18 protein-coding genes are annotated in these 24883 nt (G+C 67.4%); 9 read left to right on the forward strand and 9 right to left on the reverse strand.

Features of this window, described 5'->3' with window-relative positions; all coding sequences use genetic code 11:
• Window positions 1–69 precede the first annotated feature (69 nt).
• From V7787_RS32760 to V7787_RS32770, 3 genes are all read left to right on the forward strand, one after another.
• The gene (locus V7787_RS32760) at window positions 70–768 is read left to right on the forward strand and encodes a response regulator (protein ID WP_336091559.1); all 699 of its coding nucleotides are present in this window, start codon (window positions 70–72) and stop codon (window positions 766–768) included.
• Complete coding sequence (locus V7787_RS32765) at window positions 769–2121, forward strand: ATP-binding protein (RefSeq protein ID WP_336091561.1); 1353 nt, start codon at window positions 769–771, stop codon at window positions 2119–2121.
• A gap of 104 nt (window positions 2122–2225) precedes the next feature.
• A complete protein-coding gene (locus V7787_RS32770; protein WP_336091562.1) occupies window positions 2226–2675 on the forward strand; it encodes a hypothetical protein in 450 nt (149 codons plus the stop codon).
• Between the two features lie 52 nt (window positions 2676–2727).
• On the opposite strand, the gene V7787_RS32775 is transcribed toward V7787_RS32770, so the two are convergent.
• Window positions 2728–3387 (reverse strand): TetR/AcrR family transcriptional regulator, encoded by a 660-nt coding sequence (locus V7787_RS32775; RefSeq protein WP_336091563.1) that lies wholly within the window; start codon window positions 3385–3387, stop codon window positions 2728–2730.
• Between the two features lie 881 nt (window positions 3388–4268).
• Between V7787_RS32775 and V7787_RS32780 the strand changes: the two genes are divergently transcribed.
• The 3 genes from V7787_RS32780 (at window position 4269) to V7787_RS32790 (ending at window position 11275) form a co-directional block, all read left to right on the forward strand.
• A complete protein-coding gene (locus tag V7787_RS32780) occupies window positions 4269–8285 on the forward strand; it encodes an amino acid adenylation domain-containing protein (RefSeq protein ID WP_336091564.1) in 4017 nt (1338 codons plus the stop codon).
• Between the two features lie 10 nt (window positions 8286–8295).
• On the forward strand, window positions 8296–9696 hold the full coding sequence (locus V7787_RS32785; RefSeq protein ID WP_336091565.1) for a glycosyltransferase: 1401 nt from the start codon (window positions 8296–8298) through the stop codon (window positions 9694–9696).
• 307 nt (window positions 9697–10003) lie between these two features.
• Window positions 10004–11275 carry a patatin-like phospholipase family protein gene (locus V7787_RS32790; protein ID WP_336091566.1) on the forward strand — a complete coding sequence of 424 codons (1272 nt, stop codon included), beginning with the start codon at window positions 10004–10006 and terminating at the stop codon, window positions 11273–11275.
• A gap of 3 nt (window positions 11276–11278) precedes the next feature.
• On the opposite strand, the gene V7787_RS32795 is transcribed toward V7787_RS32790, so the two are convergent.
• Complete coding sequence (locus V7787_RS32795) at window positions 11279–12952, reverse strand: phosphoethanolamine transferase (protein ID WP_336091568.1); 1674 nt, start codon at window positions 12950–12952, stop codon at window positions 11279–11281.
• Window positions 12949–13764 carry a phosphatase PAP2 family protein gene (locus tag V7787_RS32800; RefSeq protein ID WP_336091569.1) on the reverse strand — a complete coding sequence of 272 codons (816 nt, stop codon included), beginning with the start codon at window positions 13762–13764 and terminating at the stop codon, window positions 12949–12951. The genes V7787_RS32795 and V7787_RS32800 overlap by 4 nt, the downstream gene beginning before the upstream one ends.
• A gap of 337 nt (window positions 13765–14101) precedes the next feature.
• On the opposite strand from V7787_RS32800, the gene V7787_RS32805 reads away from it, so the two are divergent.
• Complete coding sequence (locus V7787_RS32805; protein WP_336091571.1) at window positions 14102–14827, forward strand: response regulator transcription factor; 726 nt, start codon at window positions 14102–14104, stop codon at window positions 14825–14827.
• Window positions 14811–16112 (forward strand): sensor histidine kinase, encoded by a 1302-nt coding sequence (locus V7787_RS32810; RefSeq protein WP_336091573.1) that lies wholly within the window; start codon window positions 14811–14813, stop codon window positions 16110–16112. The genes V7787_RS32805 and V7787_RS32810 overlap by 17 nt, the downstream gene beginning before the upstream one ends.
• A 118-nt stretch (window positions 16113–16230) precedes the next feature.
• On the opposite strand, the gene V7787_RS32815 is transcribed toward V7787_RS32810, so the two are convergent.
• The 4 genes from V7787_RS32815 to V7787_RS32830 all read right to left on the reverse strand — a co-directional run bounded on the left by V7787_RS32815 (window position 16231) and on the right by V7787_RS32830 (window position 19181).
• A complete protein-coding gene (locus V7787_RS32815; protein ID WP_336091574.1) occupies window positions 16231–17103 on the reverse strand; it encodes an EcsC family protein in 873 nt (290 codons plus the stop codon).
• Between the two features lie 115 nt (window positions 17104–17218).
• A complete protein-coding gene (locus V7787_RS32820; RefSeq protein WP_336091575.1) occupies window positions 17219–17617 on the reverse strand; it encodes a DUF3037 domain-containing protein in 399 nt (132 codons plus the stop codon).
• Window positions 17595–18374: a HipA family kinase gene (locus V7787_RS32825; RefSeq protein ID WP_336091577.1), complete on the reverse strand. Its 780-nt coding sequence runs from the start codon at window positions 18372–18374 to the stop codon at window positions 17595–17597. Before V7787_RS32825 ends, V7787_RS32820 begins: the two co-directional genes overlap by 23 nt.
• Window positions 18375–18743: 369 nt before the next feature.
• Entirely contained in the window at window positions 18744–19181 is a 438-nt protein-coding gene (locus V7787_RS32830; RefSeq protein WP_336091580.1) for a tautomerase family protein, read from the reverse strand.
• A 106-nt stretch (window positions 19182–19287) separates the two neighbouring features.
• Here V7787_RS32830 and V7787_RS32835 point away from each other — a divergent pair, with 106 nt between their 5' ends.
• Window positions 19288–20154, forward strand: coding sequence for a LysR family transcriptional regulator (locus V7787_RS32835; protein ID WP_336091582.1), 867 nt, complete (start codon window positions 19288–19290; stop codon window positions 20152–20154).
• 509 nt (window positions 20155–20663) lie between these two features.
• Here V7787_RS32835 and V7787_RS32840 read toward each other — a convergent pair.
• Window positions 20664–20879: a transcriptional regulator gene (locus tag V7787_RS32840; RefSeq protein ID WP_036110112.1), complete on the reverse strand. Its 216-nt coding sequence runs from the start codon at window positions 20877–20879 to the stop codon at window positions 20664–20666.
• A gap of 236 nt (window positions 20880–21115) precedes the next feature.
• The gene (locus V7787_RS32845; protein ID WP_336091585.1) at window positions 21116–24874 is read right to left on the reverse strand and encodes a hypothetical protein; all 3759 of its coding nucleotides are present in this window, start codon (window positions 24872–24874) and stop codon (window positions 21116–21118) included.
• Window positions 24875–24883 lie beyond the last annotated feature (9 nt).

Genomic DNA, 24883 nt, shown 5'->3' on the forward strand with positions numbered 1-24883 from the left:
GTGTTTGTTTGTATCGCCCCAACGTGTCGCACCCGCCGGCGCTACCATGCCGGCTCGCATGAGGTGGCCATGAATAAAGTCCTGCTGATAGAGGACGACGCCCGTCTGGCCGGGCTGATCTCCGAGTACCTGCAACGCTACGACTTCCAGACCTCGGTGGTGTTGCGCGGCGATCAGGCGCTGGCCGCGATCGAGGACGATCCGCCGGATGTGGTCGTGCTCGACCTGATGCTGCCCGGGATGGACGGCTTCGATGTCTGCCGCCAGATCCGCAAGCAGTCCAGTCTGCCGATCGTGATGCTCACCGCGCGGGCGGATTTGTTCGATCAGGTCACCGGCCTGGAAGTGGGCGCCGACGATTACGTGCTCAAGCCGGTCGAACCGCGCCTGCTGCTGGCCCGCCTGCGCGCGATCCTGCGCCGCAGCCAGGCCCAGCCGCAGGCGGCCGGGCCGTCGATGCTGAGCTACGGCGGGCTGCAAATCGACCTCACCGCGCGTCAGGTACGCTGGAAAGGCGATGAGGTCGACCTGAAGACCGCGGACTACAATCTGTTCGTGATCCTGGCGCAGGCCGCCGGCCGGGTGCTCAGCCGCGACGAGTTGCTCAGGCGCTGGCGCGGGATCGGCTTCGACGGCGTCGACCGCACGGTGGATGTCAGCATCTCGCGGCTGCGCCGGCATTTCGCCGACGACGCTCACGAGCCGCGCAAGATCAAAACCGTATGGGGGCGAGGCTACCTGTTCAGCCCGATCGCCTGGGAGGACTGAATGCTTTCGATGCTGGTCCGGCTGTACCTGACCGTCGCCGGGCTGCTGCTGTGCTCGATCCTGATGGTGCAGCAGGTGTTTCCTTACCTGTTTCCGGATCAGTACTCCGCCTCGGCCCGGCACGAGTTCGTCGGCGAGCTCACCTTGCTGCGCGACCGCCTGCAGGGCGCCAGCGGCGCGGAGTTGAGCCTGCGCCTGGCCGAACTCAACCGGCAGACCCCGGGCCGCTACAACCTGGTCTCGTCCGCCCGCCTGGCCGCGTTGCCCGCGCGGGTGCGCGAGGATTTGCAGGCCAGCGGCACCTCCAGCGATCACGTCAGCAGCGAGCATCACCACATCTATCTGCGCCTGAGCGGCGGCGAGATCGTCGAGATCGGCTACACCGAGAACGATTTCCCGATCCGCTATATCGCCTACCTCACCGTGTTCGCGATGGTGCTGCTGGGCCTGATGATCTGGCTGCAACCGCACTGGCGCGATCTGGAGCGGCTGCGCGAGACCGCCGCGCAGTTCGGCGACGGCGATCTCGGCGCGCGCGCGCGGTTGCGCGGCGGCTCATCGATCCGCCAGCTGTGCGCCTACTTCAACAACATGGCCGATCAGATCGGCCGGCTGATCCAGTCCCAGCGCGACATGGTCAACGCCGCTTCGCACGAACTGCGCACGCCGATCACCCGGCTGGAGTTCGGCCTGGCCAATCTGGCCGACACCCTCGACGATCGGGTCGCGCGGGCGCGGGTGCACGCGCTGCGCTGCGATGTGGAGGAGCTGGATCTGCTGGTCGGCGAGCTGCTGACCTTGGGCATGCTGGAACGCAACGGCGCCGCGCCGAGCCTGGAACCGGTGCAGCTGGCCGCGTTCCTGCGCGCCTCCACCGGGGTGTCGGCCGAAGAACTGCGGATCCGTTCGACCCAGATCGAATGGGCGATCTCGCCGAGCCTGGAGGTCGACGTCGAGCCGCGCACCCTGCGCCGGGCGTTCTCCAACCTGATGCGCAACGCGGTGCGCTACGCCGACCACACCATCCGGGTCGGCGCGGAGATCGACGGCGAGGACTGGCTGCTGGTGGTCGAAGACGACGGCGTCGGCATCCCGGCCGAGGATCGCCGCCGGGTGTTCGAACCCTTCTATCGCCTCGACCGCAGCCGCGACCGCGCCACCGGCGGCTTCGGCCTGGGCCTGAGCATCGTCCGCCAGGTGGTGGAGCGGCACGGCGGCGCGGTCCACGTCGAGGCCTCGGCGCTGGGCGGGGCGCGCTTTGTCGCGCGCCTGCCGCGGCGCCCCGGGCTATGGCCGGGACGGCAGCGCGGCGAAGGCGAGGACGAACTGGATCATTCGTTTCACATCCAATGACCCTTTTTTCGCGCGCAGTACGTTAACTGGTTCGCGGGCCGAAGGTTACGGCCCTTGCCACCACGCTCGTTCACGCTGTGACGGGCTCCCAGGAAGGAATCGCGATGCATACGGAAATGACGCCCGCGCACGAGGATGTCGAGTCGCAGGTACTGGATTTGGCCAATCAGGCCATCGGCCACCAGGTCAACGGCGAGCCGGGCCAGGCCGCGCAGCATTGGCGCCGGGCGATCGCCCTGGCCGACGCCGGCATGAACGAAGACGAGATCCGCTACTGGCTGCGCAGCGGCCTGGCCGAAGCGCTGTACCAGTTGGGCGAAGACGCGGCCTGCATCGTCGCCGCGCGCGAGGCCCGCGCCTGGTGCCTGCAACAACACACGCCGCTGGCGGCGCTGCTGCTGGGCCAGGCGCTGCTGCGCGGCGGCCGCGCCGACGCCGCGGTCGAGCCGCTGCGCGAGGCGCAATCGATGATCGGCGCGCGTTTCCTGGAAGCGGTGGACGCCGAGCATCGCGACGCGATCGCGCGGCTGCTGGCTCAGCCGCGCGCGGCCTGAGCTTACCGGTCTCGCAAACCTCGCCCCGAACCGGATCCGGATCGGGGCGCGCTCAGTAGCGCGTCCACCATTGCACGGTGCGTTCGAAGTGACCGATCACGGTCTGCGCCAGGCGATGCCGGACCTGGGCCGGATCTTCGCTCGGGTCGCCGCAGGCGATCACCCGATCCACCGCGCTGTGCATCACGGTGAAGAAGATCACCGCGGTCATGCGCGGATCCGGCGCCGCCCACACCCGCGCGGCGATGCCGCCTTCGAGCAATTCGACCAGTTGATCGACCACCGGGTTGTCTTGCCACTGCTGGCGGTCGTGGGTGCGCAGGTCGTGAAACACCGCATCGTGCAAAGCCACGTGATCCAGATAGCCGTCGACCGCCGCGCGCACCCAGGCGCGCAGACGCGCGCTCCAATCGCCGTCGCGGCAGCGGTCCATCGCCTGCGCCGCGTGCGCGCAGAAGCGCTGCACGAAGCGCGTCTCCACCGCCGCCTGCAGGCGTTCGCTGGACGGATAACAGCGCCGCAGCGCGCGCAGCGGCAACCCGGCCGCGGCGGCGATATCGCTCAAGCCGACCCGGCGCGTGCCGCGCTCGATGAACAAGCGCTCGGCCGCGTCCAGCGCCGCCGCGCGCAGCGCCTCATGGTCGTCGGCCGGGGCGACCGCGGCGGGCGCGAACGCCGGCGCGTAAGCGGCCACAGGGGACAGGACGGACATCGCCGCCACCTCCACAGATGAGAATCATTCTCATCATAGCGCATTCCGGCCGGCCGTGCCCGGCCCGGCATACCCCACCGTCCGGACATCGAACCTTCGCCCTGGGACCAGACTTTTCCGCTCGCCAAAGCGTCCGCGATTTTCCCGAGAGGACAATTTTTCACCATCGCTCACCAGCGTATGCGACGACGATCGACATTCGTTTGCGACTAAATCATTTGCCGAAAACAAAATCGAAATGCGAGCGGCGGAAACAAAACCGAAATCATCACAACTCGCGCGTGACCTGGCGCGGGCTTGCCGTAGCGAGAGCAAAAACGCCGATTTCCCAGGGAAAAATCGCGGCCGCGCGAAGGACAGGTGATTTTTTCGCCAGCGCCGTCGCTGCAGTAAAAGCTTCACATATCCGTCTTGTGATCCGTCTCTCAACGCTCGCTTTGTAAATACTCGACTTGTGATCCGTCTCTCACCCGGCTTGATGGACATGACTTGAGCGCTCGGGGATATTGATTCGGAAGGCGCAACACCACGCATACGCGCAGTGCCGCTTTCGAACACAACGGTTCGCGCGCACGGTCAGCCCGAGTACGGCGCGTGACGCGAATCGCACATGCACACCCGCCCGACCCGCAGCGACACTTATAAGAACTCAGGCCCGCCGTCCGCGCGCAAGCGCCGGATGCACACGGAAGAGGCCATGCCCCGGCGCGCAGCGTCGCGGCCATGTTTGTACTTAGATTCGCAATACACACGGAGAGGGGGCCACTCGTAAGAACGAGTTGGCCGCAGGCTCGCGCGCGCTGAACACCACGCGCCGGCGGACGTCGAGTCCGTCGGTCGATGGCGGCGTGCGGCCCGGCGGCCGCTCAAAGGAAAGCGCAATGAATCACGTCCATCCCCCCGGCTTGCCCCTGACCACCGCCCAGCGCGGTTTGTGGGTCGGACAAAAGCTCGCCGCAGTCGAAGCCACTTTGAATATCGCCGAAGCGGTGGAGATCCACGGACCGATCGATCCGGCGCTGTTCCAACGCGCATTGCGCCAGTTCACGCAGGAGGCCGAGGCCACTCGCAGCTGTATCGTCGAACACGGCGGAATGCCGTATCAAATCGTGCGCGATCAGTACCCGTTCGAATTCCCTTACATCGACCTCAGCGGCGAAGCCGATCCGCGCGCCGCGGGCGAGCGCTGGATGCAGGCCGAGCTCAACAAGCCGGTGGATCTGATCCACGACCCGCTGTGGGTCGGCGCGATCTTCAAATACGCCGACGATCTGTACTGCTGGTACCAGCGCGCGCACCACACCGTCTACGACGGTTTCAGCGGCGGCATGGCGGCCAAGCGCTTGAACGAGCTGTACACCGCCTACATCGAAGGCCGCGAACCCGAGCCGGTCGAATACGGCACCCTGGCCGCGTTGGTGCAGATGGAAACCGACTACCGCGATTCCGAGCGCTTCCGCCGCGATCGCGAGTACTGGCTGGAGCAACTGGCCGACTTGCCCGAAGCGGTGACGCTCGCGCGCCGCCGCGTGCGCAACAACGGCGGCCTGCGCCGCGCCAGCGGCCATGTGCCGGAAGCCTCGCGCGAGCGTCTGGCCCAGATCGCCCGCGACTGCGGGGTGAGTCTGCCGCAGGTGCTGATCGGCCTGATCGCCGCGTATTACCACCGCGCCAGCGGCGCGGAGGATCTGGTGTTCGGCATGCCGGTCACCGGCCGGGTCAATCACGCCATGCGCAACACTCCGGGCATGGTCGCCAACGTGGTCGCGATCCGGCTGAAGATGCAGCCGGACATGTCGATGCCGGAGTTGTTCGCGCAGGTCTCGCGCGCGGTCAAATCGGCGCTGCGCCATCAGCAGTACCGCTACGAAGACCTGCGCCGCGACCTGGGCCTGGTCAATCCCGATCAGCATATGGCCTGGCTCGGCATCAACATCGAGCCCTACGACTACGGCAACTTCGGCGGCCACCGCGCCAGCGGCAAGAACCTGCACAACGGCAGCGCCGAAGACTTGATGGTGTTCGTGTTCGACCGTCTCGACGGCCAGGGCCTGATCATCGATTTCGACGCCAATCCGACCTTGTACCCGGCCGCGCATCTGGACGAACACCGTTCGCGCTTGATGCGCCTGATCGATGCGGTGCTGGCCGAACCGACCATCGCGCTCGGCGCGATCGACGTGCTCGGCGAACAAGAACGCGCGCGCGTGCTGCACGGCTGGAACGACACCGCCGCGGAGTTGCCGGCGGCCACCGCGCTGGAGCAGTTCCAGCAGCAGGCCGAGCGCACGCCCGACGCCATCGCCGTGGTCGCCGGCGACACCCATTTGAGCTATCGCGAACTCGACCGGTCCAGCACCCGCCTGGCCCATCGCCTGATCGCGCGCGGCGTGCGTCCCGGCGACATCGTCGCCATCGCCCTGCCGCGCGATGAAGTGTTGATGGCGGCGCTGCTGGCGGTGTGGAAGGCCGGCGCGGCGTATCTGCCGCTGGATCCGGAATCGCCGATGCAGCGCATCGCCGCGACCCTGGACGACGCCGCGCCGAGCGTGCTGCTGACCACGCCGAGTTTCGCCGACGGCTTCGCCGGCCGTAACCTGAGCCTGGTGTTCGCGCACGAACAGGACGAACACTACGACGACCACATCGCCGCGCCGCTGCCGCGTCCGAGCGCCGAGGCCACCGCGTATTTGATCTACACCTCCGGCTCGACCGGCCGGCCCAAGGGCGTGGAAGTCAGCCAGCACAATCTGACCAACTTCCTCGCCGCGACCCAGCGCCTGTTCGCGCCGACTTCGGCCGATCGCTTCCTGGCCCAGACCACGGTCGCCTTCGACATCGCCTGTTTCGAGCTGTTCCTGCCGCTCAGCGTCGGCGCCCGCATCGTCATGACCACCGCCGATGTGATCCGCAATCCGATCGCGTTGGCGCGGTTGATCGCCGAGCACGGGCTCAACTTCGTCCAGGCCACGCCGACCTTGTGGCGGATGCTGCTGGCCAACGCCGATGTGCGCCTGGACGGCGTGCATGCGCTGACCACCGGCGAAGCCTGCCCGCCGGAACTGGCGCAGCGTTTGATCGCCGCGGCCGCGCGGGTCACCAATTTGTACGGCCCCACCGAAACCACGGTCTGGGCCAGCGCGATCGAGCTGACCGCGCAGGACGTCGCCGACGGCGCCTCGCCGCCGATCGGCCGGCCGCTGCTCAACACCCAGGCCTACGTGCTGGATTCGCGCTTGCAGCCGGTGCCGACCGGCAGCGTCGGCGAGTTGTACGTCGGCGGCGCCTGCGTGGCCAAGGGCTATCTCAACCGCGACGACCTCACCGCCGAGCGCTTCTTGTCCGATCCGTTCGCCGGCGGCGACGCGCGCATGTACCGCACCGGCGACCTCGCGCGCTGGCGCGAGGACGGTGTGATCGAGTACCTCGGCCGCGCCGACCATCAGGTCAAGATCCGCGGCCACCGGGTTGAGCTGGGCGAAATCGAAACCCACCTGTGCGGGCTGGATTCGATCGCCGAAGCCGCCGTCGCGCTGCACGGCAACGGCAACGGCCAGACCCTGCTCGCCGCGTACCTGGTCCCGGCCGAGGGCGCGCGCATCGACGCCGAAACCGTGCGCCGCGCGCTGGCCGTGCGCCTGCCCGATTACATGGTGCCGTCGAGCTATACCGAACTGAGCGCGTTGCCGCTGACCGCCAGCGGCAAGCTCGACCGCAAGGCGCTGGTGCCGCCCGCGCGCAGCCGCCAGGCCGCGTACGTAGCCCCGCGCAGCGAGACCGAGCGCAAGCTGGTGCTGGTGTGGCAGCAGATTTTCGGCCTGGAACAGATCGGCATCCACGACAACTTCTTCGAACTCGGCGGCGACTCGATGACCGCGGCCGAGCTGGTCGCCGCGTTCCCGAAGCATTTCAACTCCGAGCTGTCGCTGGGCGCGCTGTTCGAAGGCTCCACCATCGCCAGTCTGGCCGCGTACCTGGAACGCAGCGGCGGCGAGGACGATCCGCTCGGCGCGCTGCTGTCGCTGCGGCCTTCCGATCAGGACCGTCCGCTGTTCTGCATCCATCCGGTGACCGGTTTCAGCTGGGCTTACACCGGCATCCTGCGGCATCTGGACGGCGTGCCGGTGTACGCGCTGCAATCGCGCGGCCTGCGCGGCGGCGGCGCGCTGCCGGCCAGCATCGAAGAGATCGCCGCCGACTACATCGCGCAGATGCGCAAGCTCCAGCCCAGCGGCCCGTACCGTCTGCTTGGCTGGTCGCTGGGCGGTTTGATCGGCCACGCGATCACCGCGCAGCTGGAACACGTCGGCGAGCGGGTGGAACTGCTGGCGATGATGGACTCCTACCCCTTCGTCGCCGATCCGGCGGAAACCAGCGAAGCCCAGCAGGCGCAGGCGGTGCTCAAGTTCCTCGGCTTCCAGCACCGCGCTTACGACAACCCGCCGCAGGACATGCGCAGCCTGGCCGATCTGCTGTGCCAGGAATACGACGTGTTCGAAATCCCGCTGGTGCAGGAAATCATGAAGGCCGACGCCAAGCTGATCGAGAACGTCGCCGCGGTCACCCGCAACAACCTGAGTCTGGCGCGGCGTTATCGGCCGACCCAGATCCAGGCCGACGTGGTGTTCTTCAACGCCGGGCTCAAGGAGCACGTCGACCTGGACGGCTTGCTGCACTACCACGCGCACGCCTGGCAACCCTTCGTCGGCGGATGCATCGACGTGCACGACGTCGACTGCCATCACCAGACCATGCTCGAACCGCGCCCGGCCGCGCACATCGCGCGGATCCTGCGCGAGCGCCTGCGCTTGCCGCAGGCCGAGCCGCAACGCCGCGAAACGCCGCTGCCGGCGCCGTTGCCGGATGCCGCGCCGCTCGCGGTCGCCGCCTATTCGTAAGGAGACGCACGTGTCCGCTACCCAGCTTCCCGCTTCGCTCAACATCCCGGCCGCCAACAGCGATTCCGCGCCCGGCGCGATCGTCATCTTCACCGTCGGCACCCAGGGCGACGTGCGTCCCTGCGTCGGCCTGGGCCAGGCGCTGCACCGCGCCGGCTATCCGGTGCGGATCGTCACCAGCGAGAACTTCGCCTCGCTGGTGCGCGAGGGCGGTCTGGAGTTCTGCGCGATCAGCGCCGACTTCAGCGACCTGTTGACCAACAATCCCGAGACCGTCGACAAGGCGCTCAATCCCTGGTTCCTGGTCAAGCACACTCGGGCCAAATTCGCCGAGTGGGCCGCGACCTGGGCGCAGGAAGCCCGGCCGGTGTGCAAGGGCGCCGCGCTGCTGATCGGCACCGGCATCGTCACCCAGTTGGCCAAGGCCCTGGGCGAATCCGAAGGCGTTCCGTTCCTGCAAGCGCATCTGCAACCGTTCACGCCCTCGCGCAAACTCTCGCCGCTGTCGTTCTGGTCCAAGCGCGAATTTCCGGGCTCGGTCAACATGGCCTTGTTCGCGGTCATGAAGCTGCTGGCCTGGTACACGCTCAAGCCGGCGGTCAACGGCGCGATCCGGCCGCAGCTCAAGCTGCCGCTGTTTCCGTGGTACGGGCCGTTCTTCGACAAAGACCCCTTGCGCATGCGGGTGTTGTACGGCTACAGCCGCCACATCCTGCCGCGTCCGGACGATTGGCCCGAGCAAGTGCGGGTGACCGGCAGTTGGTTCCTGGATCAGGCCAACGAATGGCAGCCGCCGCAATCGCTGACCGATTTCCTGGCCGAGGGCGAGAAGCCGATCTACATCGGTTTCGGCAGCATGCTGGCCAACAACGCCGAAACCTTCACCGATATCGTGGTCGACGCGGTGCGCCTGAGCGGCCGCCGCGCGGTGCTGGCGACCGGCTGGGGCGGCCTGCGCCGCGATCCGGGCCGTCACGACGATCAGCTGTATGTGATCGAAGCCGCGCCGCACGATTGGCTGTTCCCGCGCATGGCGATGGCGATGCACCACGGCGGCGCCGGCACCACCGTGGCCGCGGCGCGCGCGGGGATTCCGTCGGTGTTCGTGCCGTTCTTCGGCGACCAGCCGTTCTGGGCCCGGCGCATGAACGAATTGGGCACCGCGCCGCCGGCGCTGGACCGGCGCACGGTCACCGCCGAGCAGATGGCCCAGGCGATCAAAGACGCATTGCTGCCCGAACGCGTGCAGACCGCGCGCGAACTGGGCGAAAAGATTCACGCCGAAAACGGCACCGCCACCGCGGTGCGCACGTTAGGGGAGTGGGGCCTGCTGCCGCCGTTGCGCGGCGGCGACGAAGCGAAGTCGCCAGCCACCGCGCAGCCCGCGCTGGAGTTGGTGCAGGTGGCTTGAGCGCGCGCTTCGAACTGGGTGCGAGCGCCCCGGCCTGTCCGCCAGCGCGGACAGGTCGGGGCGTGGTGCGCTTGCAGTTGGCGGCCCTCATCCCCCCTTCGGGCACCTTCTCCCGCAAGCGGGAGAAGGGCTCGTAACCCACCTTCTCCCAGAGTTTGATAGCCCCTCTCCCGCTTGCGGGAGAGGGGTTGGGGTGAGGGCCCGCAAGCCGCGAAGCTCTATTCGCACCCCCTGCAACGCTCCCACCGGACAATACTCGGTCCCCCGCGCAATGCTCTAATCGCGCCACAGCCCGAGAGCCGTCCGCATGCAAAGCACCGACATCGAACTCGAACGCCTGCGCGTCCGCCGCGAAGCCCGCCGCGCCGAACTCGCCGCGCAATCGCGCGACCGCAACGAGCGCGAAGGCCGCGCGCTGTGCCTGTCCGGCGGCGGCTACCGCGCCGCGCTGTTCCACCTGGGCGGCCTGTTGCGTCTGCACGAAGCCGGCCTGCTCGCCGGCCTGGGCATGGTCAGTTCGGTGTCGGGCGGCAGCATCGTCGCGGCGTGGTTGGCCTGCCGTTATCTGGACACCCGCCGCGACGCCGAAGAAACCTTCGCCGAGTGGTCCGACCGGATCGACTTCCGCGCCAGCGTGGTCGAGCCGTTCCGCGAAGTCGCCGCGCGCGATCTGCGCACCTGGCCGGTGCTGGCGACCGCCGCGCACAACCTGCTGTGGCCTTCGCACCGCATCGCCCTGCTCGAACGCGGCTATCAGCGCATGTTCGGCCAACGCCATCTGGACGATCTGCCGGAAACGCCCGCGTTCGTGTTCTGCGCTACCGACCTGACCTTCGGCGTCAACTGGGAATTTTCGCGCCGCCGGGTCGGCGACTATCTGGCCGGCTATTTGCGCGACGGCGCCCAGCGGGTGCAGCTCAGCCGCGCGGTCGCGGCCTCATCCTCGTTCCCGCCGGTGTTCGGCCCGGTGCGTTTCCAAACCGCGCCCGGCGAATATCAGCGCGGCCACTACCAAGGCGACGACGCCGAGGAACTGCGCGCGCGGATCGAACTCAGCGACGGCGGCGTGTACGACAACCTGGCCACGGAGCCGACTCTGCGGCGCTACCGCGAAGTGTTGGTCTCCGACGCCGGCGGCCCGTTCGTGTTCCAGAGCAAGCGCTGGTGGCTGCAGCAGTTGATGCGCTACACCCAGGTCATGAGCAATCAGGCCGAAGCCTTGCGCAAGCGGCTGTTCTTCGGCCAGGCCGAGAGCGGCAGCATCACCGGCGTGTATTGGGGCCTGACCGGCAATCGCGACGAAGGCGCCGACGGTTACAGCCCGGCCCTGGTGGCCCAGGTGCTGGGCCGGATCCGCACCGACCTGGACCGCTTCCTCGACGTCGAATTCGAGGTCCTGGTGAACCACGGCTACTTCGCCTGCGCCGATGCGCTGTCGCGGCAGAACGGCTGGGTGTCCGACGCCACCGCGGCGCTGGCGTGGCCGTATCCGGACCGAGCCAACGAAACCCAGGTCCGTCACTGGCTGCGGCGCAGCCACGCGCGCGTGCTGCACCGGCGCTGGTGGGGCGCCAGCTGAGCCTCAGCCGTTCGCCGTTGCTCCGCGCGTGCACGGCGCGAACAGGTCCAGGCGCTTTTGGTACACGCTGGTCTCCACCTGCATCAATCCCAGCACCGAGTGGAACAGGTTGTCCTGACTGGCCGGCCGCGCCGATTCGTTGCGCAGGCACTGGGTGTCCAAGCCGCGCGCCGAACTGAAACCGGGCGAGAACCACATCACCATCGGCACCTTGGTCTGGGTTTTGGGCGCGATCGCGTACGGCACGCCGTGCAGGTACAAGCCGTTCTCGCCCAAGGATTCGCCGTGATCGGACAGGTAGATCATCGCGGTATCGCGCGAGCTGTCCTGGGCCAGATAACGGATCGTACGGGCGAGGAATTCGTCGGTGGCCAGGATCGCGTTGTCGTAGGCGTTGACGATTTCCTCGCGGCTGCAGCGGCCCAGCTCGTTGGTGTCGCAGGTCGGGGTGTAGCGGCGCAGGCGCTGGGGATAGCGGCGGAAATAGCTCGGGCCGTGGTTGCCCAGTTGATGCAGCACCACCACCGCGTCGCCGGGCTTGGCGTCGATGCGCTCGCGCAGGCCGCGCAGCATCACTTCGTCGAAGCAGCGCTCGGCGTCGCAGAAGGCCGGATCGGTGTCGTGTTCGAACGACTCGAACGGCAGGCCCTTGCACACGTTCTTGCAGCCGGTCTGGTTGTCGCGCCACAAGGTTTGAATGCCGGCGTATTCCAGCACGTTGAGCAGCGACTCCGAGCCCTGGATCTTGTCCTTGTCGTAGTTCTCGCGCCCGTACGGCGAGAACATGCACGGCACCGAGACTTCGGTGCTGCTGCCGCAGGCGGTGGTGTCGGGGAAATTGATCGGCGCGATCCGCGCCAGCTCGGGCGTGGTCTGGCGCTGGTAACCGTTCAAGCCCCAGTTCTGCGCGCGCACGGTCTCGCCGACCACGATCACCAACAGCCGCGGCTTGCTCGCGGCCGGACGCGCGGCCATGCGCGCGTCGGTGCCGATCGGCGCGCGTCCGCGCACGCGCGAGGCCGAGTCGTCCAGCGCCACCCGGGCCAAAGACACCAGATAGTTCGCCGGCGTCGCCAGGTGACGGATTTCCTTGTGGTTGCGCATCAGCGCCGAGATGTCCTGGAACGAGCCGAGGATCGCCAGGCCCGCGATCAACAACGAGCCCAGCAGCAAGCCCGCCCGGATCAGCAACGCGCGCCCCAGCGGCCGCAGCACCAGCTTGACCCGCCATAGCAGCAGCGCCGGCAAGATGCCGAACAGCACCACCGGCAACAACAACCCGACGCTGAGCAGTTCGCCCGATTCCTTGCCGTCGGACTGCAGCACGTTGCGGATCATTCCGGTGTCCAGGTAGACGCCGTACTGACTCATGAAGTGGGCCGCCGCCGCGGTGACCAGCAGCAGCACCGTCAGCAGCGGCTTGACCGTCCAACGGTTGAGCAGCACGCCCAGCAACAGCGCGGTGATCGCCACCAACGCTACGAACATGCAGACCGCGACCCAGGCGCCGTGCGCGGTGCCGATCGCGCCGGCGGCGGACACCGCGCGCCAGAACGCGTTGTTGGCGAACGCGGCGAAGAACACGCTGGCCAACAGGATCAGCGTTTCCACGCTGGCCTGCGGCCGATAGGCGAACCAGGCCGGCCAACGCAGTTGCGGACGGGCGACGACGTTCATCGGCCCAGGCTCCGCAACAGCGGCAACGCCGCCGGCGCCTGCGCGGAGGCCGGGCGCCGGGCCATGCTCAGGTACAAGGCCAGCGCGACGAACCAGGCGATCGCCAGCGTCCACACATCGTGGGAGACGAAATGGGCGCCGCGCAGTTGCTGGGAAAAGCCGAACAGCGCGCCCAGCCCCAGGCCGATCGCCAATCCGACCCAGCGCAGGCGCGGCTGCACCCACAAGAAGAAGAAGTACAACGCCACCCAGCTATAACCCGCGCTGGCATGCCCGGCCGGGAAACACTGGCCGCGATCCAGTCCCGCCGGACGCGCATCGAACAAACCGAAGTAAGCGTTGGCGCCGCCGTAACGGCTCAGGTCCCACGGGCAATCCATGTTGGTCAGCGACTTCAGCCCCGACACCAGCGACACCGCGATCAGCGTCGCCAGCAGCAGGTACGCCAACGGCCGCCGCCACGCCGCCAGCGAAGCCCGCGACCGCGCGAAAATCCAGAACGCGAACACGCCCAGCCACGCCGCGGTGCTGGCATCGCGGCCGAAGCGATGGATCAGCCGTTCGGTCACGAACGCGTCCTGCCAGGCCCAATGCCCGCCTTGCAGCGCATACCAACGATCGGCCAACCAGAAATCGCCGCCCAGTCCCAGACACACCGCGCTCAGCACCACCAACGCCAGCAGCGGCCACAGCGCATGCGCGCGGAGGAAGTCGCGCGCCGACGCCTGCCCCGCCCCGGATCGGGGATGGGCGGGTATGGCCTGGATCTGCCTGGCCCCAGGCTTGGACCGGGACGCGGGAAACAAACTCATCGACGGGACTCATTCGGCAACGGGCCTCGCCGTGGGCGAGCAGCCCGAAGGGGGAGGATTCCGGGCCGTGGCGATGATCGAAGCGGCGTTGTCGGAGACCGGTCGGAACTAAGTTGAGGCCGCGTTAAGCGACCGCGCGCGTTCAGCCACGGCGCCCCGGGCCCGCGGCCACAACCGCCAAACGCCCAATGCGGCCAGGCGATTCCTACAAATTTCCGACACGGGCCGGCGACACTGCGCGGCCCCAGGGGCACGGCGGCGACCCGATTTGCGACGCAGTGCCCCGGCTTGGGGCAATATCGCCATGGCCGCACCCGGCGGCAGGAGAATTCGGCGCATGCGCCTGTTGGTGGTCGAAGACAACCGCAATCTGGTCGCCAACCTCTTCGATTACTTCGAAGCGCGCGGCCACACCCTCGACGCCGCGCCCGACGGTCCGACCGGCCTGCATCTGGCGGTCACCCAGCATTACGACGCGATCGTGCTGGACTGGATGCTGCCGCGCCTGGACGGCCGCGAAGTGCTGCGCAGCCTGCGCGAGGAAGCCGGCTCCAACGTGCCGGTGCTGATGCTGACCGCACGCGACGAATTGCCCGACAAGATCGCCGGCTTCCGCGCCGGCGCCGACGATTACCTGACCAAGCCCTTCGCCCTGCCCGAACTGGAAGTGCGGCTGGAAGCGCTGACCGCGCGCGCCGCCGGCCGCGGCCGCAACCGGGTGCTGCAGGTGGCCGATCTCAAACTCGACCTGACCACCCTGGAAGTCAGCCGCGGCGGCCGCCCGCTGCACCTGTACCCGGCCTGCCGCAAATTGCTGGAAGTGCTGCTGCAGTCCAGCCCCGGCGCGGTCACCCGCGACCGCCTGGAGCATTCGCTGTGGGGCGACAGCCCGCCCGACGGCGACATGCTGCGCTCGCATATCTACGAACTGCGGCGGGTGGTCGACGGGCCGTTCCCGCTCAAGCTGATCCAGACCTTGCCGCGGGTCGGGTATCGCCTGGCCGCGCCGGCCGAAGCGGCGCACGCGGCAGAACACGACGGCCACGATGACCGCACCGGCTGACCCGCCCGCCGCCACCAAACCGCGGCGCCGCTCCAGCCTGCGCCAACGGATCATGCTGGGCTTGTTCGGCTACACCACGCTGCTGTCGATCGCGGTGGTGGTGCAAGGCTTCTTCGTCAACGAACACGCCGAGCATCTGGTGTGGACTTCGTTGATGAACACCGAGCTCGACCATTTCATCGAGCGCAGCCGGATCGATCCGGACTACCGCTGGATCGACACCAACATCCTGAGCCTGTACGACAGCGCCACCCGCCCGCCGCCGCGCGAACTGGCCACGCTCGGGCCCGGCGTGCACGACGAAGTGGTCTATCACGGCGTCGAGTACGTGATGCTGGTGCGCGACATCGACGGCCGCCGGCTCACCTTGTCCCTGAACATCGACGACATGGAACATCGCGAGTTCGATCTGGCCCTGACCATCGCCGGCTCGGCCATCACCACCTTGCTGCTGTTGTGCGCGGTGATCGGCTGGGGCGTGCACCGGCTGGTGCGCCCGCTCAGCAACATGGCCCAACGCATCGGCAACCTGCAGCCGCATCGCGCCGGGCAGCGGGTCGAGGTGCCGGAAGCGGCGAGTTCGGAACTGGTGGTGATCGCCGAAGCGGTCAACGACTACGTCGAACGCAACGACCGTTTCGTCGAACGCGAACGCGCCTTCATCGACAGCGCCAGCCACGAGCTGCGCACGCCGATCGCGGTGATCGCCGGCGCGACCGAAATCGCCCTGGACCAGAACGACCTGGCCCCGAGCACCCGCCATCAGCTCAACCGCATCCACCGCACCGCCCGCGACGTCGAGCAACTGATCTCGCTGCTGCTGGTGCTGGCCAAGGACCCCAAACGCCTGACCGCCAACGCCGACCGCGTCGCCCTGGACCAGTTGCTGCCGGAGATCGTCGAAGACCACCGCCACCTGACCCGCGACAAGGACCTGACCTTGTCGCTGGCGCCGATGCCGCACTGCGAGATCGTCGCGCCGTTGCCGATCGTGCAGGTCGCCATCGGCAACCTGCTGCGCAACGCCATCGAGAACAGCGACCGCGGCGAGGTAACGATCCAACTGCGCGACGACGCTACCGTGGTCATCGAAGACCCCGGCCACGGCATGACCCCGGAAGAAATCAGCGCGCTCTACACCCGCATCGCCCGCGGCGGCCGCGAGGGCGGCGGCATCGGCCTGGACTTGATCTCGCGCCTGTGCGAACACCTGGGCTGGACCCTGCGCTTCGATCAGGCCGAACGCGGCACGCGCACCACGCTCGCGTTGCGCGGCACGCTGTAACGCCGCCGCCCATAGCCGCGCAACCACCACCCGTCATTCCGGCGAAAGCCGGAATCCATTTTGACGTTGCTCTGCGCTTGTTAACCAAGAGCCATCGGCCCGCCCGCACCCGCCCCCATCAACCTTCGTGCGTCAACGCCACCGCCTCACCCATCCGAACCGCCCGATACGCCTCTTCCACCGCCGCCGCCCCGTACTTCAGCTCCAACCGCTTGACGATGAAATGCCCGCGCGCCATGTCCTGATAGTGATTGGTGAACAGCACATTCATCGTCGCCGCGGTCGCCGCGCCGAGCACCGGCACGATCTGCGCCGCGGTCTTCTCGGTGATGATCACGCCGAAACGCGTGGCCACCGCATCGATCAGCTTGGCCAAAAACGACGCGGCCTGTTTCTTCGCGTAGGCGTGAGTGACATGATGCGCGCCGCGATGGCCGGCCATGTGCACCAATTCCTTGGTCGCGTTCTTGGTCAGCTCCGACAGCACCCCGCGCGAGGCGTAATACCCCGATTCGGACGCGTCGTCGTCCTTGCTGTTGCCGCCGAAGGCGAACACCTCCACGCAGGCCGCCTGCACCCACGGATCGGACACCGAAAACCCTTCGCTGCGGGCGATGTCGGCGACCGAGCGCATCATGATCACCGTGGTCACCGGCAGCTCCACCGCCAATCCGGCCACGCCGAACAAACCGCCGGCCGCGCCGGACACCGCCGCCGCCAGTTTGTGGGTCTTGGTCGAGGGCCCCTTGCTGGGCACGTCCTTGACCGTCCACAGCGCCGCCGACGCGGCCTTGTGCAAAGCCGAGTGCACGGTTTTCTGAATCCGGCTGTGGGCGAACTTGGGCAGCTTGGACATGCCGAATTCGATCGGCGCGCCGGCCAGCGCGGCCATGCGCGCGGTGATCGACGGCGTTTCCAGCAACGCGACCGCGCGCTTGAGATCGGCCGCGTCGCGCGGGTCGTCCAATGGGCCCAGTGTCTGCTCCGTCATGCTCGCCTCGCTCGATGCGCACAGCCGCCGTCGCGGCGGGATGCCGCGTACTTGCCCGACATGGGGCCGCGGCCGGCTCGCGCCAAGGCCTGTCCGAGTCCGCCGACGGCCGCGCTCAGCCCGGCTTGGGCACGCGCACCATCCGCTCCAGCAGATGCTCGGCGATGTCCTGCGGCTGCAGACAGCGTCCGGTGTGCACCGGCGACATCTGGATGATCGAGCTGCGCTTGGCCGTCAGCCAATGGAAGCGCGCCCGCGCCGGCAACTGACCGATCGGTCCGGCATCGCGGCCGCCCTGGCAGATCCGCTCGATCGCCTGCAGATGCAAGCGCACCGCCTCGACGTCGACGCTGGGGTCGAGCGCGCGCAGACGGCCCGGATCCAGTTCGATCCCGGCGACCAACAGCCCGGCCTGCGGGCACGACACCAGCACGCCGACGTTGACGAATTCCTCGCGCTCGACCCGCGGCACCACGCGGATCACCGCATAGTCATAGCTGGAGCGAGCGGGCATGGATCGCCTCCTCGACGAACGCGCGCGGCGATTGCACGCGGCGGTTGAGATAGTCGGCGTAGGCGCGACGGTGTTGCTCGGCGTCGGCGAAACCGGGCTCGTCGGCCAGCCACGATTCGGGCAGCAGTCGCACGATCGAGTCGACCAGTTCCGGCGCGATGCGCCCGGCCATGTCCGCGTCGATCCGCGCGATCTCGCTGGCCAGCGGCAGCAGCACGTGATCCTTGATCGGCGCGAACCGGCCCGACGCGGCATTGGCGGCGTTGGCCCAGTCGTGGTGGAAATACAAGGCCGCGCCGTGATCGATCAGGTTCAGGCGCCGATGCCACAACAGCATATTGGTGTTGCGCGCGGTGCGGTCGACATTGGCGACGAAGGCGTCGAACCAGACGATGCGCGAAGCCAGTTCCGGGTCCGGGCGGTCGACCAGCGGATCGTAGTTGACCGAACCGGGCAGATAATCCAGCGCCAGATTCAGCCCGGCGCTGGCGCGGATCAGATGCTGGATTTCCGGATCCGGCTCGGTCCGCGCCATGTCGGCGTCGAGCTCGACCAGCACGATTTCCGGGATCGGCAACTGCAGCTCGCGCGCCAGTTCGCCGGCGACGATCTCGGCGATCAGCGCCTTGCGCCCTTGGCCGGCGCCGCGGAACTTCATCACGTACAGCCCTTCGTCGTCGGCCTCGACCACAGCCGGCAACGAGCCGCCTTCGCGCAGCGGCGTGACATAACGGGTGGCGGCGACGGTCCTCAACACGATGGCGGTCTGGCGCGGTGCGTGGGCGTGCGCGAAACGCGCGATGCCCGGAGCGCACACATTAGGCGGGCGGGCGGAAAAGCGGAAGGGGCGCGTAGCGGCGCGGGGCAAACGGCGGGCGGCGAATGTTGAGAGCCGTTCTGGTCCTTATTGGGTCTTCAGCGATCGAATCGACCGCCTTGCGGCTTGCGGCTTACGCCCCCTCGCCCTCACCGTCGTTCTCCCCTCACCGTCATTCCGGCGGAAGCCGGAATCCATTTTGATTTTGCTTCTGCGCTATTCCCGCATCGCGCCGCACAGCAACAGCAAAATGGATTCCGGCTTCCGCCGGAATGACGGCGTGGGAGTGGCGGCGTCGGGAGACCGGGCTCAGGGCTCAGCCCGCAACTGCGCCAGCTGATACCGCCGCTCCTGGCTCGAACCGCCATAGCCGTAAGCGGCGGCCCGCGCGTCGATGATGTGGATGTAGGAGGTGTCGTGGACGTTGCCGATCAGCTCCGACAAGCGCGCGTGCACTTGCTCCAGGTAGCGGGCCTTTTCCCCCTTGGTGTTGGTCTCATCGGTGATGCTGATGTCCAGGTGGTAAGCATTGCGCCCCCACTCCTCCATCGAGCGGCCGTCGATGAACCAATGCGCGCGGTCGACGTAATGGACGGCGATGGCGATCAGCTCGCGCGGCTTGCCCAGCACCTCCACGGTCAGATCGGCGATCAAGGCGGTGGCGCGGCGGCTCAGGTCGGCATCGGGGGTTCCGGACAGTTGCAGGTTCAGGTGCGGCATGGTGGCGGGCTCTGGGCGGGCCGGCATGACTCGGCTCGGGGATGCAGGTTCAGATTAGACTTGCCGGAACCATCGGAATAGCGGGAAGATCAGACCCCATCCATCGGTTTATCCGATATCAAGGAGGGCTGCGATGCGCAGTCTGGATTTCGAACAACTCCGCGCGTTCGTCGCCGTCGCCGAGGCCGGCAGCATTTCCGGCGGCGCCGGCCGGGTGTTCCGCTCGCAATCGGCGATCAGCGAACAAATCCAGAAGCTCGAAGCCGCCGCCGGCACCGCCCTGCTGCTGCGTTCGCGCAACGGCGTGTCGCCCACGCCGGCCGGCGAGCGCCTGATCGGGCACGCCCGGCACCTGCTGGCCCTGGGCGAGCTGGCCCTGCACGACGTGCGCAACGAACCCTTGCGCGCCGACGTGCGCCTGGCCGTCAGCGACTACTTCCGTCCCGACGAAATCGCCGAACTGCTGGCCCACCTGGGCCGGCACTGCCCGCACCTGCGCCTGCAGGTGGACGTGGGCCAAAGCGCCGCGCTGGCGCAAGGCCACGCCGACGGCCACTACGACCTGGCGGTGACGATGGAAATCGCCCAGCCCCGCCGCGGCCGCGCCGCGGCCTCATCGGCCACGCTGTTGCGGCAGGAGCCGCTGGCCTGGGTCGCGGCGCCGGGCCTGGACCTGCGACGCGAATCCGAGCTGCCGCTGGTGTTGCTGCCGCCCAGCTGCGGCCTGCACCAGACCGCCGTGCGCAACCTGCAGCGGCAGCGCACCGGTTATCGCATCGCCCACACCGCAAGCGGCGTCGCCGGCGTACAAGCGGCATTGCGCGCCGGGTTGGGCTTGGGTTGTCTCAATGCCTCGGCGCTCGGGCCCGGGCTGGCGATCGCGCGCTCGGCGCGGCTGCCGTCCTTGCCGCAATGCAGCTTCGGGTTGTTGTCGCCGCCGGCCGAGGCCGCCTCGAACCTGCACGACGCCGGAGCGGTGCTGCGCGAGTTCTTTCGTTGACGCGCGCGTTCAGGACGGCGGGTGCGACAGCGGCCCCACACCGGACGTCGTCGGCCCCGTTTTGCGGCTGGCGCCAGCGGTGCGGGCCGGCCTCATGAGCCGCCACACGTTCTGACAGCATCGACAACCATCGCCGCAAGCGCCGCGACCATGCCAGCCGGCCTCGGCTCAATCTTCCACGGCCGCGCGCATCGATACCGGCGGCCTGGATTCGGGTCATCTGAATATCGCGATACCGCCGCGAGCATCGGCCACAAGTACGGCCGAATCTGTGCTTCGCGCAGCGGCTCACGACATGAACGGCGCCGCCCCCTATCGAAGGGCCGTCCTTCCCAGCGATCGTCGCCACCTCATTCGAGCACGTGCATCGATGAAGATCCGCGTCGATCCGAACCAGCCGATCGTGCGCCTGCCGTTGAACTCATCCACCGCCACCGCATGGCGCGGCGCGGGGATCGGCCAAGGCCCTCCACCGCACCTTCCGGAATGCGGCGGAACGGCACTGGCGGTCAGAGCAACATCAATTCCGATCGCTCCTTGGTGCTGTTGTCGACGAAGAACATCTTCTTGCCCTTGTCGGCGCGATCTTCGACCACCTGATACAACCGCAGCGCCTGACGGATGGCGGCGGTCTTGCTGACGCCTTTGCGCACGCACAGTTCCTCAAGAAACTGCATTTCGCTTCCGGCCAGATTGAGCGTCATACGACGTCTGGTTTCTTTCACCTTACACCTCGTGTGTTGACTGAATAGTTCGAACAAGCTGGCCGACGACTCCGGCCCGATGCGAAACCCGATCCAAAACCCGGTGCCCGTAGGCGGCGGTTATGCCCTCCTTTGCATGATTTCCATTGAAAATCTGCGCCTTCGCGTTTCACCGGAGCCGAGTTCAGGCACTGATCACGCATCCGGTTATCCTAGATATCGCAACGAGGCCGCATTCGCGGACATGCACAAACACATCAGTAACTGCCCACCATGTTCAGGAACCAGCCGCGGTGGTCGTAGTCGAAATTGGTCAGGTCGTCGCTGAAGTCGGTGAAGTTGTAGCCCACGCCCACGCGGAAGTTCTTGCCGATATCGCGATCGACGCCGACCAGGAAGCCGCGCTTGCTGCCGCCATCGCGGACATCCAGCCAGCGGTATTCGGCCAGACCGTGCCAGACTTGCTTGAACTCATAGCGGGCTTGCGCCGCGACGAAGGTGGTCGACGAATCCGCCCACTCGCCCTGCATCCGGCCAAAACGCACTTCGCCGACCCTTCGCGCCAGCTTGCCGGCGAACTCCCAGCGGTGGTTCGGGTGGTAGATGCCTTCGAACGACAGCACCTGGCTGCGCTGGTCGTAGTTGGCGATGTTGGGGCCGGTCTGCTGCAGCGCCGACAAGTCGTATAAGTAGGTGTATTTGCCGAGCAAGGCCCAGCGGGTGTCGTTGTACGGGCGCCAGGCGAAGCCGATGTTGCCTTCGACGAACTTGGCGCCGGCACCGCGGTCGATCCGGTCGTGGGTCTGCGAGTAGTTCAATCGGCCGGCGATGCGGAAACTGTCGTTGAGTTTGTGCATGAGGCGGTTGCTCGAGGTCCATTGCTCGCGCCGCTCCGCGCCGGTGTCGCGGCGCCACTCCAGTTTGCTCGACCACTGCGTATCGACCGAGTTGCGGCCGCCGCTGAGGCTGATCGCACGCCGGTCCACCTGTCCCAACTCCTCGCTGCGGTCCAGACTCGCCTCCTGCAAGGTGAAGCCCAGGTTCCAGCCTTCGCCCGGATAGAAATCCATGCCGTAGGTATGCGCCAGGCCGGACTCGTTGGGCGCCTTGAGGAACTGGCTTTCGTTGAAAAGATTGACCTGATTGGACAAACGCCAACGCTGGCCCAGGGTCCAGCCGGTGTTGATCCGGTCGTTGAACAAGGGATCGTGCTCGGTGCTGTCGGTGGAATAGGTGTAGGTGCCGTACAAGCTGTGATCGGGCGCCAGCCGGTACTCGGCGTTGAGCTTGGCCGCGTCGCCGCGGTCGCCGCTGGTGAGCTCGGCGCCGACGCTGGACAACTCGCCGAACAAGTACTTCGCGCCCAGGCTCAGCGCGTCGTTGTCGGCGTACTTGCCGCCGTCGTCGTCGACGGTGGCCTGAGCGGTGCCGAACAGTTCCCACTGCGTGCCGACTTGCTGGCGATACTCGACCGCCGCCAGCACGCCGTTGGCGCTGCCGCTGAAGCGTCGCTCCTGCACCCGTCGCAGTTCCGCACTGACGGTGACATCGTCGTTCAGACGCCACTCGCCGGTGAGCTGGGCCTGGGTCAGCGATTCCTCGCCGCGCTCGGCCACGCTGTAGCGGCCGAACAGACGCACCGCCGGGGTGAGTTCGCCGAAGAATTCGAAACCGCGTTCCTGGATCGGCAAGCCGGCGTCGTAGCGCGAAATCGAATAACCGGCGTCGACCTTGCGCCACCATGCGCCCGCACTCCAATCCTGCTGGGTCCAGCCCAGCTCGCGCAGGTTGGCCCTGGCTTCGAGCGAACGCGCCTTGCCTTCGCGATCGGTCAGGCCGGAGTTGAGCTCGGTGAAACTCAGGCCGCCGTTGTCGGAGAAGAACACCGGCGCGCTGGTCGCCCGGGTCCGCGATTGCTCCAGCTTGAGGAAGGTGCCGCGACCGGCCTGCAAGGTGACGTCCGCGCCCTTGAGGCTGTAGTCCTCGCCCGAACGTTTTTCGTCGATGTAGGTGCCGCCCACCGCGAAGTGATCGCCGAACCAGTTCTTGCCGCGGAACCCGGCGGAGATATCGTCGGCGTCGAAACCGTCGGGCACGTACTCATAGTCGGCCAGCAGCACTTGCTGATAACCGTCCAGCGGGGTGTCGTGGGTCAAGGTCCTCAGGCCTTGCTGCGACACCTGCGACAGCGGCTTTTCGAGCAGGATGCGGCCCTGCAGCTCATCGATTTCATAATCGGCGCCGCGCACCAGATCGACCCGCTTCTCGACCCGGCCGGTGGTCGGATCGCGCACTTCGACCACCAGCTTCTCCGAGCCGGGCAGCACGTCGCCGTGCTTGAGGTAGTACAAACGGCCGCCGGTGCCGATCAATTCGGTGTGGCCGGGCGCGGTTTGCGCTTGCGAGCCGAACACGCGCAAGGCCGTGCCCGGATCGCCGATGGCGGTGGTGCGGCGGCTGCGCCAGTCGAAGGCGCCGCCGTACAGCGAGCGGTTGTACTGCGCGTACTCGGTGCCGGTGATGCCGGTATTGAAATTGCCCCACAGCGCCTGGTTCTTGTCCCAGTCCACGCGCAGGTACAGCCGGCCCATGGTGTCGACATCGCGGTAAGTCGTCGAGTCGTCGCCGTACACCGGGTAATACTGGTCCGGGTCCAGACGGCGGAACACGTCTTGCGGATCGGCGTCCCAGAAGCCGTTGAACAGCTCGCTGATTTCGCGTTCCTGGGTGTCGGCCTGGGCGGTAACCAGATACTTGCCCTGGATTTTCCCCTTCAGATAGAACGCCAGACGGCCATCGATCAGGAAGTTGTCGTCGTAGCGATCCTCGCGCACCACCGGCTCGACCGAACCGGACGCGCTGTTGCCCGAGACGGTGACATCGGCCATGGCGACCGCGAACAGATAGCGCCCGGTGACGTCGACATCGATCGCGTGCTGCAACGCCGGCTCATTCTTGCGCCCGACCTCGATGTCGAAACGGTGCTTGCCTACCGGCACCAGATACTCGGCGACCAGCTTGCGCTCCAGATCGACCGGGTGCATGCGGCCGTTGATCCGGATCGTGGCGCCGTCGGGAATGTTGCGCCCCTGCAGACGCACGCGCGAGCCGTAGATCGGGATGTTCTGCTGGCGCAGGTTGTCCTGGCCGAAGATGCTCTCGACCTGGCTGCGTTGTTCTGCCTCCTGCAAGCTCAGCGCCGCGCCGAATTGCTTCTGCGCGGCGTCGCGCAGGATCTGCGCGCCGCGCTCGGCTTCCTCCGGCCGGACCAACTGGATCCGGCGCGGGAAGGTTTCGTCGAAGCTGCCGTCCTCGCCGTAGGCGCGCACGATGTAGATCAACTCATCGGATGCGCGCAACTCGATTCCGGCCGGCACCGCGCCGTCCCATTCGACGTCGGCGACCGCCGCCAGCGGCATCGGCACCGTCGCGATCGGCTGGACCAGATCGGTGTCGGTGGCGCGATAGATCGACACCTCCGCGCGTTTGATGAACGCGGCGTAGTTGTTGTACGCGTAGAAACGCACCGGCTTGGCGATCTTGCCGCCATTGAAGGCGACCAGCGAAGGCGCCGACACGGTCATTTCCGGACGGCCGAGATCGGGGTCCTCGGTGGCCCAGATCACCCCGCCGCCGGGCAGTTGCATCGACCACTTCCCGACCACCACCGCCTTGCCCGGAATCGGCTTGTTTCGCCATTCCGAGCGGACGTCCTCGGCCTCGACGGTCACCCGCCGATCGGGCTGCAGGATCTGCGACGAAGAACGCTCGCTGTTGCCGTGCGTGATCGGCTGGCGTTCGCCGCGCGTACGCAGTTCGAACAACACACCTTGGTCGCTCCCGCAACCGGAGGCATCGCAGTTGACCTCGGCTCCGGCCCGCGGTCCGGCGGGCGACGCGCTCGGCTGCGCCGCCGGCGCCGGCACCGGCGCGCCGGTTTGCGCGCTGGCGACTCTGGCCAAGCCGCTGAGGATGCAGATCAAGGTGTAATCGAGCAGTTTCATTTTCATGTTCATGGCGGCCCC

This window comes from Pseudomonas sp. CGJS7 (genome assembly GCF_036961695.1).